The sequence below is a fragment of the Chitinophaga filiformis genome, assembly GCF_021646545.1.
GTDB classification, from domain to species: domain Bacteria; phylum Bacteroidota; class Bacteroidia; order Chitinophagales; family Chitinophagaceae; genus Chitinophaga; species Chitinophaga filiformis_A.
In genome coordinates this window covers 904,324-922,465 of sequence record NZ_JAKIRP010000001.1, presented here as the reverse complement: position 1 = coordinate 922,465, position 18,142 = coordinate 904,324, and the positions used below count along the sequence as shown (strand labels likewise).

Here is an 18,142-nt window from a genome sequence, read left to right as displayed (position 1 = left end):
GAATTTTTTGTATCCGAACCCGTCAACCACCCCTTTTTTACAAATGCCATTCCAGTTTTACCTGGGGCAGCTACTCACCGTTTACCACAGACCGTATGGCGCTTATTAAAAAAATAGCTAGGTTTGAGCCTGCTTTTTAAAAACGATACCAATTATGAAGAAAAATCTCCTGATCCTTCTGTTACTGCTGGCGGCACAATTCGCCAAAGCAGATGAAGGAATGTGGCTGCCCTATTTATTGGGACAGCAAGTGTACAATGACATGGTGAAGAAAGGCCTGAAGCTGACGAAAGAACAATTGTACAGTATTAACAAAGCGTCTCTGAAAGACGCCATTATCATTTTCGGTGGTGGTTGCACGGGAGAAATAGTGAGCAACCAGGGGTTGATCTTTACCAACCACCACTGTGGCTATGATGCCATTGCTACCGCCAGCTCAGTAGAGCACAACTATCTTAAAAACGGCTTTTACGCCCTCGACAAACAGCAGGAGATCCCTGCCAAAGGCCTATCCATACAGTTCCTCGTACGGGTGGACGATGTCACCAAACAGGTACAGGACGCACTGAAAGGCATGAGCGGTCAGGAAAGACAGCAGCAACAGCAGAAAACTGTTGCCGAAATCGTAACCCAGGCCATCAATGGCACTAATTACGAAGCAAAAGTATTACCTATGTTCAAAGGCAACCAATACCTGCTTTTTGTCTATGAACGTTACAAAGATATCCGCCTGGTAGGCGCCCCGCCGGAAAGCATCGGTAAATTCGGTGGCGATACCGACAACTGGGAATGGCCGCGTCATACCGGCGACTTCTCCATTTTCCGTGTATATGCCGACAAGGACGGAAAACCGGCTGAATATGCTGCCGGCAACGTGCCTTTAAAGCCCAAACACTTCCTGCCGGTATCCATCAAAGGCATTAAGGAGAACGATTATGCCATGATATTCGGCTATCCCGGCGGCACTAACCGCTACGAGAGCTCTGAAGGCGTAAAGCTGAAAATAAATGTGGAAAACCCTTCCATTGTAGCGCTGCGCAGCGTACGTCTGAAATATATGTTCGAACAGATGAAGAAAGATCCTGCTATCAAGCTGAAACTGGCCTCTTCCTATGCCGGTATCGCTAATTATTGGAAATTCTTCGACGGGGAAACCAAACAGCTCGTGAAATACAACGTGCTGGACGAAAAGCAAAAACAGGAAGCCGCCTTTGAAAAATGGGCGCAGGGTAAAGAAGAATATGCCAATATCTTCCCTGATTATGCCGCATCTTACAAAGCCTGGACTCCATATGCCAAACACCGTATCTATATCAATGAAGGCATCATGGGTTCTCCCCTGGCCGCTTTTGCAGGTAGCCTGATGGCGGTGGAAAAAGCCCTGGTACAATCCGGAGGTTCTGCCGACATGATCAAACAGAGCATCCAGGCGGCAGATAAAGCGCGTACCGCCTTCCTGGAAGAGGAAGATAAAACCAGCGACCAGAAAATACTGGCAGCTACCTGCCACCTGTTCTACACAGATATTCCCCTGGCGCAACATCCAATTGGATTTTATGATGCGATCAAAGCGAAATTCGGTAACCTGGAAGACGATAACACCTACCGCCTCTGGGCCTCTGCGCTGATGTCTGGTTCTATGATCCTGAACGATGCCCGCTGGAAAGCGTTCATCGCCAACCCTGACGCTGTAACCCTGCAGACAGACCCCGCATTCGCTTATTCCAGTGCTTTCATCAAGAATTTCACTACCAAATACCAACCGCTGTACAACCAGTTCGTTACCAAAAACAACGACCTGGGCCGCGCTTACCTGAAAGGAAGAATGGAAATGGAACCAACCAAGAAATGGTATCCTGATGCTAATTTCTCTATGCGTGTTACCTACGGTCAGGTAAAACCATATGCCCCCCGCGATGCTGTTGCATACGACTATGTATGTACGATGAAAGGTGTAATGGAAAAATATGTACCGGGCGACTACGAATTTGACCTGCCGCAGAATTATGTTTCTCTGTACAACAAAAAAGATTTCGGTCAGTACAAAGACCTCAGAAAGAATGATATCGTTACCTGCTTTATCACTACCAACGACATCACCGGTGGTAACTCCGGCTCTCCTGTGCTGAATGCAAACGGAGAACTGATAGGTCTTGCTTTTGACGGCAACTATGAAGCATTGAGCCACAAGATCCAGTTTGATGCTGTATACAACCGCACTATCTGTGTGGATATACGCTACGTACTGTGGTGCGTTGATAAATTGGGAGGTGCAAGTAATATTATCAATGAACTGAAACTGATTAAATAAATTAATTATCCAAATAAAAAAAGGGTTGGTCAACGAAATGATCAACCCTTTTTTTATTTGGATACCAGTTACCGCTCAACGCTCCACGGACGCCTTCTTCCAACGTTTTCTACTCATTTTTTCATTCGGTATCAATACTCAATTTTCATTTTCAGGTATTAATACGCATTGTTAATCCACGAGTACTCCTTATCTTTGCGTCCGATTTATTTGAAATACCAACAGTCGCCGTTAGCTCCATACACTACCACGCGCTGTTTTTAAACCCTGAACCCCAAAAAGAATAATTTTTATGTTTTACAGGAAAATGAGTCTGGCTCTTGCAGCCATGATGATGTGCTGTCTGTACAGTTGTCATGTAAACCCTTCTGCTGAAAAAACATCCTTGCGTATACAGGATACTCTTCCCGCAGGCACTACTGATATAGTATTGACCATTACGGGAAAAGGCTTCAGCAATGTTACAACTGACAACAAAGTAATAGTAGATGACGTAGAAGCGTCAATTATCAGTGCATCAGACAACCAGTTAGTAGTACGCATTCCCGCAAGGAAAGCAGCTAAATTAGCCGTTACCGTAAAGGTAGGTAATGAAGTATCTGATACTGTTTTCGTAGACAATCAGATCGTTATGCTGGCTGGTAGATAATAGAAAAATGTGGCGCATGTCCGGAAAAGCAACAGCCTCTTTCCGGTATGCGCCACATTTATTTTTAAGCATTACTCTTTTGTAACTGCTGCTTTTTTATAGCCATCAAACATCATCGCAATTCTTCCGCTATCACGGAACTGCAATTGCCTTTCTTCAAATTTTATTGTGTAAGTCCGGTCGCTAAGCATGCGCAGGAACGCACTTTCTCTTTCATTAGCCTGTGCGTCGATACATGCCATACGTGTGCTTATTACCTTGCCAAAAGTGATCTCATTGCCATCCAGTTGATACTCGCCGGCTACTTTGTTACAGCCTCCGTTACCACTGAAGCGATGTGTAGCCGTATCAAACTCCAGCCATATAGGCGACTTTTCCTGAACAGTCCCGCCCATATTGACAAGGCTCCATCTTTTGTCCTGGATGCTGCCAATCTGTTGCTTGACCGCCTTTTGCTGATTACAGGTATTGGCAAGCAGTACAAGGAGCATAGCTGTTAATCTGACCATGATCTAGTGATTTTTGGGTGTTATGATACCAGGTCAAGAACAAAAACCACTCCATATCATTTACAGCTTCCTGATCCTGCGCAATACTTCTTCATAATAAGCCCGTTTATCTGACGCCGAAATTTCTATCACCTTTACATCGTTGGCTACCAGCATCTCCAGCTTGAATTTTGCGCCCGGCACAAATTCCGCCGGAATGTAGTAATACAATGCATTCTTCACGGGGATAGTATTCTTCTGGAACTTCTGCCTGGCTCTGTAAGTCAACAGCCACCACAGGTCTGTTTCTACAAAGTCGAGCGACAGGCCGAATATGTGAATATCCTGCATAAAGAAAAGGTCCAGCCAGGAATCCTCATTTACCGGCAAGTGCTGACTAATACGCTGTACCAGCGATTGGCGGGGTGCCTGCGGACTTGTATACGTCGTGCCGGACACAACATAGTTCCGCATTTGCTGCAACTGGCCGCCATAATGCTCAAACCCAAGATTAATGCTCAGCGGGTTCAGGCAATCGCCATGAATATGCCAGTAATCTGTATTACCTACTTTATATTTTCTGAAGATGCTGAATATCCTTTCCAGGATCAATCCATCGTTCTGGGAGGGAATTTCTCCTTCCAGCGTGAACTCATAATTCGTGGTCAGAATATGCGCGGGCGCCAGGTCGCGGATGGCGGCATGAATATCATTCTCTTCTATTTTGAGCGTCTTCTCTGCAATAAATGATTTCAATTGCACTTCTCTGATATGTTCCTGGCGAATAGCGGTCAGGAAGATCTCTTCATACAATAAGGGGAATGGCTTTCTTTCGTCAAGTTGTATACAACCGTCCGGAAGACAGAATTTAACAATGTCATTAAGAAGGTCTTTCCAGCTCTGGCCCTTCGACATGTTATTAATATCGTTGCCAATCAACAAGATGGGATTTTTCATAATCAATGTCTTCGTAGGTTATCTATTGCACGCTCTGTATCACCCTGAATGTGAGGTTAATTCTCTCTCCTGATACTTTGGTTGTTTTCGGCACCTGGTGTTGCCAGTGATGTTGCAGGGCGCCTTTCATGATCAGCAATGAACCATGCTGTAACTCCAGTTCATACTTCAATCCGGCCTGCGGGTGACGTAACATAAAACGCCTGGAAGCGCCAAGGTTAACGGAAGCTATGACAGGATTCAGCCCAAGTTCCGGCTCGTCATCTGCATGCCATCCCATGGAGTCTTTGCCGTTACGGTAACGGTTCAGCAGCACGCTGTTAAAACGTACACCAGCTTCGGGTTCTATCCGCTTTTTTATTTGTAACAGCTCTTCTGTCCACTCCTGCGGCGTATAAGTATTACCGGAAAAAGCATAGGTGCTGCCAGCATCTCCATACCATGCCATCAGGCGGGGAAACAACACTTCTTTGCCATACATCTTCATACGCTCCTGCTGCCACATGATCTTTTCTATCAGTACCTGCAAATATGATGTAGCCTCCTGCAGGGAAAAGAACTGCGGATAATAAACCAGTTCGCCATCTTTCAGGGTAATATGCTGACTGGCGGGATCACTGAATAATGGTATTTGCGGCTCCATCAATACAAAGATACAAAGGGGCTGCGCATCCAACATGCGCGCAGGTACAACAAAAAAGCCGCCCCGTGCATCACGGAGCGGCTTATATCTTAAGAACAGTCATGCTTACGCATCTGCTTTCATTGATTTAGAAAGTCTCTTTCTTTCTTCTTCATCCAGGTGCACTTTACGCATACGGATGTTGTTTGGCGTTACCTCGATACACTCATCGTGCTGGATGTACTCCATACACTCTTCCAGTGTCATCAGGGTCTTAGGCGCAATGCTGGTTGCAGCATCACTACCGCTCGCACGCATGTTGGTCAGTTTCTTACCTTCATTCGGATTCACTACCAGGTCACCAGGTTTGTTGTTTTCACCGATGATCATGCCTTTGTACACTTCTTCTCCCGGATCTACGAAGAAGAAACCTCTATCCTGCAGTTTATCCAGGGAGTAAGCAGTGGTAGTACCCGCTTCTTTAGCCAGCAGTACACCGTTGTTACGACCAGGGATAGCACCTTTCCATGCTTTATAATCATTGAAACGGTGTGCCATTACAGCCTCACCTGCAGTATTGGTCAGCATCTGCGTACGCAGACCGATCAGACCACGGGAAGGAATTTCGAATTCCAGGTGTTGCATATCACCTTTGGTTTCCATGATCAGCATTTCGCCCTTACGACGGGTTACCAGGTCGATCACTTTACTTGCAAATTCCTGAGGAACGTCAACTACCAGTGTTTCGTATGGCTCACATTTTTTACCATCTATATTTTTCAGGATCACCTGAGGCTGACCTACGGTCAACTCAAATCCTTCACGACGCATGGTTTCAATCAATACACCTAAGTGCAGGATACCACGGCCATATACCAGGAAGCTATCAGCGCTGTCTGTATCAACTACGCGCAGTGCCAGGTTCTTTTCAGTTTCTTTTACCAGACGGTCACGCAGGTGACGGGAGGTAACGAACTTACCGTCTTTACCAAAGAACGGAGAGTTGTTGATGCTGAACAGCATGTTCATGGTTGGCTCATCCACGCTGATAACAGGCAATGCTTCAGGAGCATCGAAGTCAGCGATGGTGTCACCGATATTGAAATCTTCGAGACCAACTACAGCACAGATATCACCTGGCTGTACTTCAGTCACTTTCTTTTTACCCAGTGCTTCAAAGGTGTACAGTTCACGTACACGGGACTTTTTAATAGTACCATCTGTCTGCACCAGAGAGATAGGTTGACCTTCTTTAATGGTACCACGCGCTACACGTCCTACAGCAATACGGCCAAGGAAAGTAGAGTAATCCAGGGAAGTGATCTGCAGCTGCAGGTTACCCTCAGGGATCTTTGGTTCTGGTACATGCGTCAGGATACCATCCAACAGTGGAGTGATATCTTCACACTGCGTCAATGAATCGTTGAACCAGCCATTCTTACCGGAACCGTAATAGGTTGGGAAGTTCAGCTGATCTTCAGTGGCATCCAGGTTGAAGAACAGTTCGAATACCGCATCATGCACTTCGTCAGGACGGCAGTTCGCCTTGTCAACTTTGTTGATCACCACAATTGGTTTCAGGTTCAGCTGCAGCGCTTTTTGCAGTACGAAACGGGTCTGAGGCATCGGACCTTCAAAGGCGTCTACCAGCAGGATCACACCGTCCGCCATTTTCAACACCCTTTCCACTTCTCCACCGAAGTCGGCGTGGCCTGGAGTATCGATCACGTTAATTTTCACCCCTTTGTACTCAACAGAGACGTTCTTACTCAGGATGGTGATACCACGTTCCTTTTCCAGGTCGTTATTGTCCATGATCAACTCACCTGTTTCCTGGTTTGCCCTGAAAACGTTGGTGTGATGCAGGATTTTATCAACCAGGGTAGTTTTACCGTGGTCTACGTGCGCAATGATTGCTATGTTACGGATATTCATAAATCTTGTTCAATTTGTTCTGGCTGGTTGACACAGGTCGGCCAAAGAAGGCGCAAAGTTACAATAAAATGTGGAAAAAGTGGGGATACGCTTTTAAATAATTGTGATCATTTCTCCAAATGATTCACTAAAAATCTAAGCATTCAGGTGGTAAGGCTTTCTACTGCAATACTTTACATCGGAAACAGGGCAGATTAATCTTCTGTTAATTATGATAAAAAAACCAGGCGGGTACAGATTTGATTTTTTATTATTTATAGTCCCGTCCGGTGTCTGAGGGGTTTTTATGATGCTCCTCTGTCAGCAGCGGTCGGCCCACCATATTCATCACACTGTCAAATGATGCCTGGTTGGTAGGATTATCCAGCGCGCCTGCAATGTCGATCTTTTCACGGGAGGTCAGGTGCCAGCTTAATGCTGCCGCTTTATCTTCTTTCTGAGGCACATATTGGAAGATCACCCGGTGGAATTTTCCAGGGAAGTATCCTTCTAGATAGGTTAGTTCATTGTCCTGTACAAAGTCCTGCATAGCACTCCAGTGCGCCTGCATAGTGAACAAAGGATCAAACATCATGTCGTTCAGCTTCATGGACTGTTTGATAGACTTAATATCGTTCTTACGGGTATCTCTCACCTGGATGTAAACAATACCATCTGTATTTTCATTGACCCAGTTACGGAAAGTATGCAGGAAACGCATGGAGGATTCCTGTCCGAAGTTGTCCCTGATACCCGCATCCATTACGTCCACAATAGGTCTGCTGGGCAGAAATACGTTGGGTAATACGTATGGGAATGTAGCACACATCCTGATCGCACTGGTGATACGCAGGTTTGCTGCATCCTGGTTAGCGAAGTACTGCGAGAAGTCCACCCCATCTATATCCCGCACGCTTCTTACCAGCGGTGAATACTCCGGAGCACACAGGTAACTGATCGGCTGTGGGGAAATGATCAGGCGGCGGCCATCTGCATTGATCGTAGCATTCCATATCAGCATAGGGATCAGCGCATTCTGTTCCGGTTCCCGGTAATCCTTAATGGTGCCGGCCAATACATTTCCCGTATTACTGTTCAACTGCATTTCAAAGGCAAATCCCCTGTCTTTCGCGTACCGGTTATCCTCAATTTTAAACGAGCGGAACGGCGTAATAAAATCGTTCACCGCCAAAGAAGTGAACACACAGTTCAGCAGGTCGCGGGAAATGCGTTCCGTGTAGCTGCTATCCTGCATATTGACAGGCTTTCCCTCCTGCTTTTCCATGTATAAGGCCCGGAAATACGACGCCCCGATCATGCCACCGGAAGCGCCCGTCATCAGGAACGTGTTGTTCATCAGCTGCCCTTTCATCATAGCGTCCAGCCGCTGCAAGACATTCATGCTCCAGGTAGCGGCTCTTAAACCGCCTCCGCTGAAATTGATAACGATCATCTTCGGCTTACCTGGACCTTTATATTTCGCCTTCCAGTTTTCCAGGATCTTCAACGTATGTTGCTTATCCTGCTCCGCCCGCTCCCAGGTAAAGAATTGCTGTAGCGCTGTTACACTATACTCGGGCCTTTCCTTTCTTTCACCATAGTCAAGTCCGTAGGCCTTGTTACGGTTGTCGATCAGGTCTTGTTCCACCAGCCAGTTCAGTCCAAACAACATTACCAGCACCATGGGAATGGCCCAGCTTTGCAACAGGTAGGCATAGGCGCCTGCTATCCCTATCAGGAAAGCGAAAAAGATCATTACACTTGCGCCCGCAGGTATCCTGAATACAGGATAGTCCATCAGGAAGGCCAGTATAACCAGAAAGATGAGCGCACACCCTACTGTGATCATTGCGGCAAAGTGGTGCTGTTTCAATATGCTGTCCAGGTAATGCTTATTGTAGTGGTCTACATTCCTGGCCCGCCTGATCTTCCAGGGTGAAGTGAAATAGTTGTGTACAGGCAATGCATTTTCGTCTTTTTCCTGCGTAGGCTTTAGCACCAGGCGCAGGAAATTGCGGGGATTGCCAAACTTCTTTTCGAGCCTGCGGCCAATATTTTTGTCGGCGTTAAAAAAGTAAAAGAAACTGAAAAAGACAATAAAGAGATATCCGCAGATAAACCCTTCTGTCAGCAATAATATTTCAGGCACTGAGCTCAACTGCTGATAACGCTGGTATTCCCAGCCACGGAACAGCAGGTTCAACATAAAGGTTATCGGGAAAATGGAATTGTTGAGGCAGTATTTAAAAAAGGGCTGAGAGGTAGTAGCAAGAAATTTAAAACGGCCGGTATGTAAAATAAAAGTGGTTATGTTCCAGCTCATTGCAAACAAACCGGTTGCCAGCCCCAGGATGGATGTGCTGTAAAAACTCACGTCACCCAGGTATTCCGGGGCGAGAAATAAAGCGTCGCCACCAAATACCTTGGCAAATTCCCCATTTATAGTGCTGAAAAGTATAGCCCAGAACACCAGTAACACCTGGTACTTGCGGAAATGAAGCAAGAACAGTTGTATAGGGAACGAGTAAAAGATCCTGACCAACAAAGATTTCACTTTCATCCGTTACGCTAATTACAATAAACTTACGAAAAAGTTTAACATGTTACCGGCCGGATATTCGATCTTCTATACTTTGACTGTCTTATTTCTGCTTAGGTATAAAGTCCATACCAGAGAAAGTAATAATAGCATGCCTACTCCCTGGTGAAGTATCCCCTGCAGCAATGGGATCTTCACCTGACTGCCAAGCAGCGTAAGCACTCCCAGCATTACCTGCAGTAATACCAGCAGTAAAGGCAGATAGCGGATGCGGTGCAGCAGGCTGTTCTCAGGAGCTTCCGAAGCTTTCCACCACCAGATTACCACCAGGATAGTAATGAGATAGGCCAGTCCGCGGTGAATGAACTGTATCGTGATCGCATTGTGCGTGATATCTGTCAGCAGGCTACCCTTGGTAAACATGCCCATTGGCCACCACATGCCGTTAATATCGGGCCAGGTATTGGCAACAAGGGCAGCGTGCAGCCCCGCCATGAAAGCGCCAAAAATCAGCTGTAATGTCAATATTCCCAGCAGCCAGCCGTTCAGCTTACGCAGGCCGGGCATCACTAATAGCTCCCGTTTATCAGTACTCAGTTTCAGAGCAAACCAGAATGTATAACACAACAATACCAATGCAGCGATGAAATGCACTGCCAGTCTTATATGACTTACATACAGGTCTTCCGTATTCAGGCCGCTCTGTACCATGATCCATCCTATAGCGCCCTGTAAGCCGCCCAGAATGAACAGGATGATCATTGGCTTTACCATGGAAGCATCCAGCTTCTTTTTAATAAGGAAATAGATAAAGGGGATCGCAAAAACCACCCCGATGAGACGTGCCCAGTTACGGTGCAGCCATTCCCAAAAGAAAATGGCTTTAAAATCGGACAACGTAAAATGCCGGTTCATATATTGGTACTGGGCAATTTTCTGGTATTTTTCAAATGCCACCTGCCAGGCGTCCTGCGTCATAGGCGGTAAGGCTCCCATAATGGGTTTCCATTCTGTAATTGACAGTCCGGATCCGGTCAGCCTGGTGATTCCACCCAGCAAAACCTGGACGATGATCATTCCCACCCCTATATATAGCCAGATAGCCACCGGCCGCTGCTGTTGTAATCTCGATTTTTCCATAAACGCCAGCAAAGGTAGCTATCAATTAACAATTAAGAATGACATTCGTCATCTCTTCCTGCCCGTTTCATAATCCTATGTTAACCTACCCGTAACTTTCTGTTAATGTATCCCACCGATCTTTGCGGCGATTTAAGGAACCATGTATTAGCTAATACAAACAGACAACATCATCTAAACAAAAACAAACATTTTTGTATGAAACGCATATCGTTTTTATTAGCCGCTATCCTCGTAAACGTATCTTTTTCGAAAGCCCAGGAGACTACCTATGCATACAACGACACCAGGGTAAGCATGGTAGCGAACAATGATGAAACCCCTGCTCCCGTAACGGCCTTCAAACTGAAAGTTGCTCAGCTCGAACCTGAAGCACTTGTATTTAAGATCACTGTTGAGAATCCCGGCGTTGAAAAAGTAACACTGAGCATCAAAGATGCCAACAACTACGTACTGCATCAGGAATCATTACCTGTTACCATGCTGTATGTGGCCAAATTCAACATGCAGGAACTGCAGGACGGCGCTTATACTTTCGAGATCAGAAGAGGCAGGAACAGACTCGCAGAAAAGATCGTGAACATCAGGACAGAAACAAGCATCAACAGAACAGTATCAGTACAATAAACTATCCGTACGAAAGATATTGCTATCCATAAAAAAGATAGTGCCAGATGAATGGCCATTAAGGCATACTTCACCTGGCACTATTGCCTATTTATCCCGCTTCTATACCTATTTCTTTCCTCCCATTGCCTCGTACAGCACTTCCATGATATTCTCCCGCACGTGATGGGTCATCAGCTTTTTATTATCTCCGCCGGCAGGACATACCCGGTTGCTCAGGAAGATGAACACCAGTTGCGACTGTGGGTCGACCCATATGCAGGTGCCCGTAAAGCCGGTATGGCCATATGTAAGCGGTGAAGCGCTTTTACATGGATACGCTTCTCCGTGGCGGCCATTGTCTTTCTCCGGTTTATCAAATCCCAGTCCACGCCGGCTCAAATTGCTGCTGTAACCAGTAAACAATTGCAGCGTCTCAGGTTTGATATATTCTTTTCCATCGTATTTACCACCGTTCAGGAACATCTGCATGAGAATAGCCAGGTCTCCGGCGTTGGAGAACAATCCGGCATGCCCCGCCACACCGCCAAACATGGCTGCGCCCGGATCATGTACATCTCCACGGATCCACTGGCGACGGAAGATAGGTTCGCTCTCTGTAGGCGCCAGTTGCGACAACTGGAAGCGTTCCCGCGGACGGAAGCCTGTATTTGCCATACCCAACGGCTCATAAAACGTTTCCCGCACATATCGGTTCAGTTTTTTGCCTGTCAGCTGCTCAACGATCTCTCCCAGGAAGATGAAGTCATTGTCGCTATATACATATCCCTGTTGTGGTTTTAGCGGACTGTCCAGGATGCGACGGTACATGGTATCCACGTAGTCGCTTCGCATATACAGGTGTTCTGCCACACGCACTGAATACACCGAATCTGCATAGGTATGGAATAATGCCGTATCCGGAATGCCTTTTGCATCTATCACTTCCCTGAAGAAAGGAATAAAGGACACCAGGCCTGCCTGGTGGAGTAGCACATCACGGATGCGCAGACCAGCTTTGTTCGTACCTTTCACCCAAGGCAGGTAATCTCCCAGGGTAGCATCGAGGCTGAGCTTTCCTTCATCGTACAGGCGCATCACAGAAAGCGTGGTAGCACAGATCTTGGTCACCGAGGCAAGGTCGTAAACAGCATTGGCTGTAACTGGTTCACGCGTGCTGTAATCGAAATGTCCGAAGTTCTTATCGTACACGATCTTACCGTCTTTCATGGCCAGTATCTGGCAACCTGGTGCGGCGCCTTTGGCGATCATATCTCTTGCCAGCACATCGATCTTCTGTAATACCTGGCTGCTCATACCCACTGTTTCGGGTTTAACATGCTGCAGCTCCGCTTTCATCACAGGTGGCGGTGGTGTCTGTATAATACCGGTGCCATATGGGAAGTTAGGGCATACCGTTACCGGCAGTTTACCCTTCGCTGCCTGCTGGCCAAATAAGATAGCAGCCGCTGTCCGCTGGGTAATATCATCATCCTCATAAGCTGCGATAATAGTTGGCGCATCGCAGAAGTACTGGATAGCATAAGGATTACCAAATACGACAGTAGCCGAAGGCATTTCCTGTTGCAGCTGCTGGATAAGCAGACGCTCTGCCGTACTGATACCGAAACTGTTGGCCGGACGTCGGCCATAATTATGCAGGCTGATGATAACTGCCTGGTAGTCCCGCTTCAGACGTTCTACCACCTGCGATACCTGTGTTTCCGATTGACGGGAAGTGAATATGAAAGGATCCACATCCGGCCGGAGCACCTTCACCGTTTGCAGGAAAGCATTATTTACATCCGCTCCTACCGCAATAACGGCTAGCTTACCAGGCGTATGCACGGTGAACGGAATAAGATTGTTATCGTTCTTCAGTAAGGTAATAGCGTGCTCTCCAATGCTCTTAGTAAGAGAATCTGTTGCCGCATTCAGATCACTGGTCAGATTGTTCACATCTATGACCTGCGGCTTGTTCAATCCCAGTTTATATTTCGCCAGCAACACCTTCTTTACCCGCTGGTATACTTCCTCCCTGGAGATCTGTCCTCTCCTGATCGCCCGTTTGATGGCATCTACACTTCCTGCAGCTGTGGAAGGCAGCATCATCATATCATTTCCTGCCAGTAATGACTGGGCAGCCTCTTCGCCACCGGAATAAAACTTAGCAATTCCTTTCATCTCCAGCGCATCAGTGATGACGATGCCTTTATAACCGAGCTCTCCCTTCAGGAAATCGGTGATAGCTTTATGTGAAATGGAAGTAGGCGTATTAGGTGTACTGTCAAGTGCCGGGATGTAAAGATGGGCCATCATGATACTCTGTACGCCGGCTTCTATTGCCCTCCGAAAAGGATAGAGCTCCAGCGAGTCCAGCTGCTCCCTTGTTTTACGGATTACAGGCATATCCAAGTGGGAATCTACGTCAGTGTCGCCGTGGCCGGGAAAGTGTTTGGCCACCGCCATCACGTTCTGTTCCTGCATGCCTTTGATGATCTGCACACCCATGCGGGCCACTTGAAATTTATCCTGACCGAAAGAACGGTCATTGATCACCGGATTGTTAGGATTGTTATTCACATCCATATCAGGCGCATAATCCACATGGATACCCAGACGCCGGCATTGCATAGCCAGTACCTGACCATACCTGTAGGCCAGCGAGCTGTCCTGCATGGCGCCGAGCATCAGCTGACGCGGCAGTGGTGTTACACTGTCCAGGCGCATACCCAGCCCCCATTCCCCGTCTATCGCGATCATGAGCGGGGTCTTCGAGATGGATTGGTAATAGTTGGTTAGATTAGCCTGTCGTACCGGGCCTCCCTGAAAAAAGATGAGTCCCCCTACTTTATTCTCCTGAATGTCTTTCGCTACTTTTCTAACATGGTCTGCCCCTAAGTTGGAATGCGCCCTGATCATGATCAGCTGGGCGATGCGTTCGTCATCATCCAGCGATTCGAACACACTGTCCACCCAGCGGGCGGCGTCATCATCCTGCTTTACCTTTACTGGTTTGCTGCTTTTTGCTTCCTTTAGCACCTGTTGTTTTGGTGTTCCGGGCCCTGGTTCCTTTCCCGGCGTTGTCCGGGGCACACCCCCTCCTATCATACATAGAGAAGAGAGACCTAAAATCATTAATTGCTTCATCATCATCGACTAAACTTACAAATTATTACTCCATAGTACATAGCATTCCGACCATGGATCCGAACATTTTTATGTTTAAACAACTAAATTTTTTTACTTGACAATTTGATCGTGGACATCATACGGCAGTAGAATTGTTTATATTTACGTTAACCTGTGATATGATTTATTTACATAATGCCTGTAAAAGCGATGCGTTAACCATTACACATCAACAGTGAACTTCTTAAAAATAATCCATTATTTACAGCAAATCATTAAAACATATCTAGGAAATTTCTTAAATATTTTACGTTATTCAAGCAATTGCAATTTTAGTTACCAATACATTCAATTGTTTGCTATATTTGCATTCTTGCTAAAGCATTTTTTAAAACATGGTCAACATCATTTTATTTGGCCCTCCCGGTAGCGGAAAGGGCACTCAGAGTGCTAACCTGATTAATAAATTTGGGCTCATTCACCTGTCCACCGGCGATTTGCTGCGCAGTGAGATTGAAGCCAAAACACCACTTGGCCTGGAAGCCAAAAAAGTGATGGACCAGGGTATACTGGTGCCAGATGAGGTGGTGATCGGCATGATCAGCTCCAAACTGGATGCCAACCCGGATGCAAGAGGTTTTATTTTCGACGGGTTCCCCCGCACTACCGCCCAGGCAGAAGCACTGGATAAATTACTGGCACTGAAGAAGACTTCCATCTCCGTTGTACTGGCACTGGAAGTACCTGAGCATGAGCTGATCAGCCGCCTGTTAGGCAGAGGCGCTACCTCCGGACGTCCGGACGATGCAAATGAGGACGTGATCAGGGCCCGTATTGTGGAATATCATAACAAGACCGCTCCTGTAGCTGACCACTATGCCAAATATGGCAAGTTCAAGAAGATCAAGGGAGAAGGCTCCGTTGAGGAAATCTTTGAGCGCCTGAGCAAGGAGATCGACAGCCTGGTAGTAGAGGAAAAAGTATAACAGACTACTCCGATATATTTTAAACGCAAAGATTGTAAGTAAGCATTTTAGCGCCTTATGCGTAGTTAAAATGCCCGAACTTAACGATCTTTGCGTTTTTATATTTACGCGTTACCCACTGAGATGGGAACGCGTGGCATTAAGCATAAATCAAATACTTTGGAAAGAGGCAACTTTGTTGATTACATAAGGATCTACGCCAAATCTGGTAAAGGTGGCGCAGGTAGTGCACACTTCATGCGTACCAAATACAACCCGGAAGCCGGTCCCGACGGTGGTGACGGTGGCCGTGGCGGACACATTATCCTGAAAGGGAACTCCCAGTTGTGGACGCTGCTGCACCTGCGCTGGTACAAGAACGTGGTGGCAGAAGATGGCGGTAATGGCCGCGATAATAACAGTACCGGTAAGAACGGAGAGGATATCATCATTGAAGTGCCCCTCGGTACCCAGGCATTTGATGAGGAAACGGGGGATATGGAGGCGGAGATCCTGCACGATGGAGAAGAAGTGATCTGGATCCCCGGCGGACAAGGCGGACGAGGAAACAGCTTCTTTAAGTCAGCCACCAACCAGGCTCCTGATTATGCACAGCCCGGCATGCCTAGTATTGAAGGCTGGAAAGTGCTGGAGCTGAAAATATTGGCCGACGTAGGGCTGGTAGGATTCCCCAATGCCGGAAAGTCTACCCTGCTGTCAACCATCACGGCCGCCAGACCTAAAATAGCAGATTACGCATTTACTACCCTTACCCCCAACCTGGGTATGGTGCCTTACCGTAATGACCGCTCATTTGCCATAGCCGACCTTCCGGGTATCATTGAAGGGGCACATGAAGGGAAAGGCCTGGGACACCGTTTCCTCCGTCATATTGAAAGGAATTCCGTGCTGCTGTTCCTGATCCCGGCGGATAGTCAGGATCATAAAAAAGACTTCGAGATACTAGTCAATGAGCTGGAACAATACAATCCTGAATTGTTAGATAAACAGTTCCTGCTGGCTATCAGCAAAAGCGACATGCTGGACGATGAGCTGAGAGAAGCGATCACCGAAGAGCTTCCTGATAATGTGCCGCATGTCTTTATCTCTTCCGTAACCCAGCAAGGCCTGTCTGAACTGAAGGATATGCTGTGGCAGGCGTTGAACAATAACACAGAGAAATAAATAAAAAAGGAATCAGGAATTGAATAAGGCGAACTTGTCGCTGTGTTCAATTCCTGATTCCTTTTTTTATCGTTTAGTCAATTTCCGTTAGATAAATCGTGTATACTAAACAACATTACATTTCTGGTTATTTAGTTTAGTCCTTCAACCCCAGGTACTTCTGCACTTCTCTATAATTGTTCCAGTCAATCTGCGCTTTACGTGCAGCAGTTCCTCCCGGTATCAACACATACCTGTACTGCCATACCTGAACACCACCCTGAGCCGGTCCGCTACTAGCGTCAATAGTGGCATAAAGGTCGATCGTGTTCAGATAGAATGCCGGACTGATATTCCAAAACGTGTAGGGATCGAAATATGGTAGCGGAAATATAACCGGTTGCTCTGCACTGCCGCGGTTCCAATATACCTTGATCTCACCATTAGTCAGCATTTCCTGATCAATTTTAGGTGCATCAATTGTTGCAAAATAACCAAGAGTATCAATGGTGCCGTCCGTGTTATGAACGGTATCTACCTCGTAGGTTACATCCAGCCAGTCTGAATAGATCACATTGGCAGTACCAGCGGGACCGGCAGGGCCAGCGGGACCACCAGGACCGGCAGGACCAGCAGGGCCAGCGGGACCGGCAGGACCAGTATCTCCATCTTTACCGCACGATGCGGCAAATAATGCGAAGGCCAGCAAAAAGCAGGAAAGGATGTTGAAAGACATTCGTTTCATGAAGTAAAATTTTGGTTGTTATCAAATTTGGGTAAATACTACTGTACTACTATGCTCGAAAGAACAGATAATGCAGGCGATACAGGGGCCGCAAAAACTACGTTGCTTACAGAATTATTACTTCACTAAATATACAAAAGAAACGGTGAGTTTTGAATATCTTGTAAATAGAAATTATTCATGTCATGAATGAACGTTCTATGAAAAATACCCTGCAGGAAACTACCCTGTTAAATACCCGCCTGCGTGAAAAACTTGAAAAGACCGGCAGCCTCAAAGGCCGGCTGAAAGCGGAATTTACGTCTACCCTCCTACTCTCTTTAAGTTGTATCAGGACCCGGGATAATAAATCCATGTTAGTATGGGATTTCGATTATCCGTTACAGAAAGCCATCAGGGATTATATGGAAATATGCGCCCCGGATACTGCTGTCCTCGAAGTGGATATAGATCTGACTACAGATACTTTTCATTACTCCTACCTCACTATAGCACAACAACAGCAACGCAAACAGGAGGCCGCCATGGAAGCAGAACAGGAAGAACTGCTACGGAGACAGGCCCTCAAAGAGCAACTGGCAGCTGACACTATACCTGTAGGCATAGCACTTGCCACTAAAGTAGCCGATGCGCTGCTGCATGGCCGTATCGGGCACAGCCACCGGGATTTCTGCGGAATGGGGCTGGAATACGAGAATGGACGCTACAACTATGGCGCTGTATGGGACGGAGGAATGGACAAGCCGGAGCAATCCTTCAGCGACCGGCACGCGTTCATCGACTGGCTGAGCAAACAATCCAATGCGTCCCTGGCTAATATTCAAACGGAGGAGGCTTTTTACTGGGGTAACCAGGTGATCACACGTAAGCGGCTGGAACAATTTCTCATTGATGGTCATGCATAAATCTG

Annotated in this window: 14 protein-coding genes; 6 read left to right on the top strand and 8 right to left on the bottom strand. The window is 46.8% G+C overall.

Translation table 11 applies throughout. The annotated features are described in order from the left end of the window. Positions 1-154 precede the first annotated feature (154 nt). Both L3C95_RS03810 and L3C95_RS03805 read left to right on the top strand, forming a co-directional pair. Positions 155-2,311: a S46 family peptidase gene (locus L3C95_RS03810; protein WP_236385369.1), complete on the top strand. Its 2,157-nt coding sequence runs from the start codon at positions 155-157 to the stop codon at positions 2,309-2,311. A gap of 292 nt (positions 2,312-2,603) precedes the next feature. Continuing rightward, entirely contained in the window at positions 2,604-2,960 is a 357-nt protein-coding gene (locus L3C95_RS03805) for an IPT/TIG domain-containing protein (protein WP_236385367.1), read from the top strand. Positions 2,961-3,031: 71 nt separating this feature from the next. On the opposite strand, the gene L3C95_RS03800 is transcribed toward L3C95_RS03805, so the two are convergent. The 6 genes from L3C95_RS03800 to L3C95_RS03775 form a co-directional block, all read right to left on the bottom strand. Next, entirely contained in the window at positions 3,032-3,469 is a 438-nt protein-coding gene (locus tag L3C95_RS03800; RefSeq protein WP_236385365.1) for an META domain-containing protein, read from the bottom strand. Positions 3,470-3,529: 60 nt separating this feature from the next. Further along, positions 3,530-4,405, bottom strand: a complete 876-nt coding sequence (locus tag L3C95_RS03795; protein WP_236385364.1) for a hypothetical protein — start codon at positions 4,403-4,405, stop codon at positions 3,530-3,532. 22 nt (positions 4,406-4,427) lie between these two features. Further along, positions 4,428-5,048 (bottom strand): alpha-ketoglutarate-dependent dioxygenase AlkB family protein, encoded by a 621-nt coding sequence (locus tag L3C95_RS03790; protein ID WP_236385363.1) that lies wholly within the window; start codon positions 5,046-5,048, stop codon positions 4,428-4,430. A gap of 105 nt (positions 5,049-5,153) precedes the next feature. Then, on the bottom strand, positions 5,154-6,962 hold the full coding sequence (typA, locus tag L3C95_RS03785; RefSeq protein ID WP_236385362.1) for a translational GTPase TypA: 1,809 nt from the start codon (positions 6,960-6,962) through the stop codon (positions 5,154-5,156). A gap of 250 nt (positions 6,963-7,212) precedes the next feature. Next, a complete protein-coding gene (locus L3C95_RS03780; protein WP_236385361.1) occupies positions 7,213-9,501 on the bottom strand; it encodes a patatin-like phospholipase family protein in 2,289 nt (762 codons plus the stop codon). Between the two features lie 66 nt (positions 9,502-9,567). Continuing rightward, entirely contained in the window at positions 9,568-10,620 is a 1,053-nt protein-coding gene (locus L3C95_RS03775; RefSeq protein ID WP_236385360.1) for a COX15/CtaA family protein, read from the bottom strand. A 198-nt stretch (positions 10,621-10,818) separates the two neighbouring features. Between L3C95_RS03775 and L3C95_RS03770 the strand changes: the two genes are divergently transcribed. Then, positions 10,819-11,247, top strand: coding sequence for a hypothetical protein (locus L3C95_RS03770; protein WP_236385359.1), 429 nt, complete (start codon positions 10,819-10,821; stop codon positions 11,245-11,247). A gap of 108 nt (positions 11,248-11,355) precedes the next feature. Here L3C95_RS03770 and L3C95_RS03765 read toward each other — a convergent pair whose 3' ends face one another. Beyond that, positions 11,356-14,376: a glycoside hydrolase family 3 N-terminal domain-containing protein gene (locus tag L3C95_RS03765; protein WP_236385358.1), complete on the bottom strand. Its 3,021-nt coding sequence runs from the start codon at positions 14,374-14,376 to the stop codon at positions 11,356-11,358. Between the two features lie 377 nt (positions 14,377-14,753). Here L3C95_RS03765 and L3C95_RS03760 point away from each other — a divergent pair, with 377 nt between their 5' ends. After that, the gene (locus L3C95_RS03760) at positions 14,754-15,344 is read left to right on the top strand and encodes an adenylate kinase (protein ID WP_199654482.1); all 591 of its coding nucleotides are present in this window, start codon (positions 14,754-14,756) and stop codon (positions 15,342-15,344) included. 159 nt (positions 15,345-15,503) lie between these two features. After that, a complete protein-coding gene (gene obgE, locus L3C95_RS03755; RefSeq protein ID WP_236385356.1) occupies positions 15,504-16,508 on the top strand; it encodes a GTPase ObgE in 1,005 nt (334 codons plus the stop codon). A gap of 136 nt (positions 16,509-16,644) precedes the next feature. Here obgE and L3C95_RS03750 read toward each other — a convergent pair whose 3' ends face one another. Continuing rightward, positions 16,645-17,232 carry a hypothetical protein gene (locus L3C95_RS03750; RefSeq protein ID WP_236385355.1) on the bottom strand — a complete coding sequence of 196 codons (588 nt, stop codon included), beginning with the start codon at positions 17,230-17,232 and terminating at the stop codon, positions 16,645-16,647. 185 nt (positions 17,233-17,417) lie between these two features. Between L3C95_RS03750 and L3C95_RS03745 the strand changes: the two genes are divergently transcribed. Then, complete coding sequence (locus tag L3C95_RS03745; RefSeq protein ID WP_236385354.1) at positions 17,418-18,137, top strand: hypothetical protein; 720 nt, start codon at positions 17,418-17,420, stop codon at positions 18,135-18,137. Positions 18,138-18,142 lie beyond the last annotated feature (5 nt).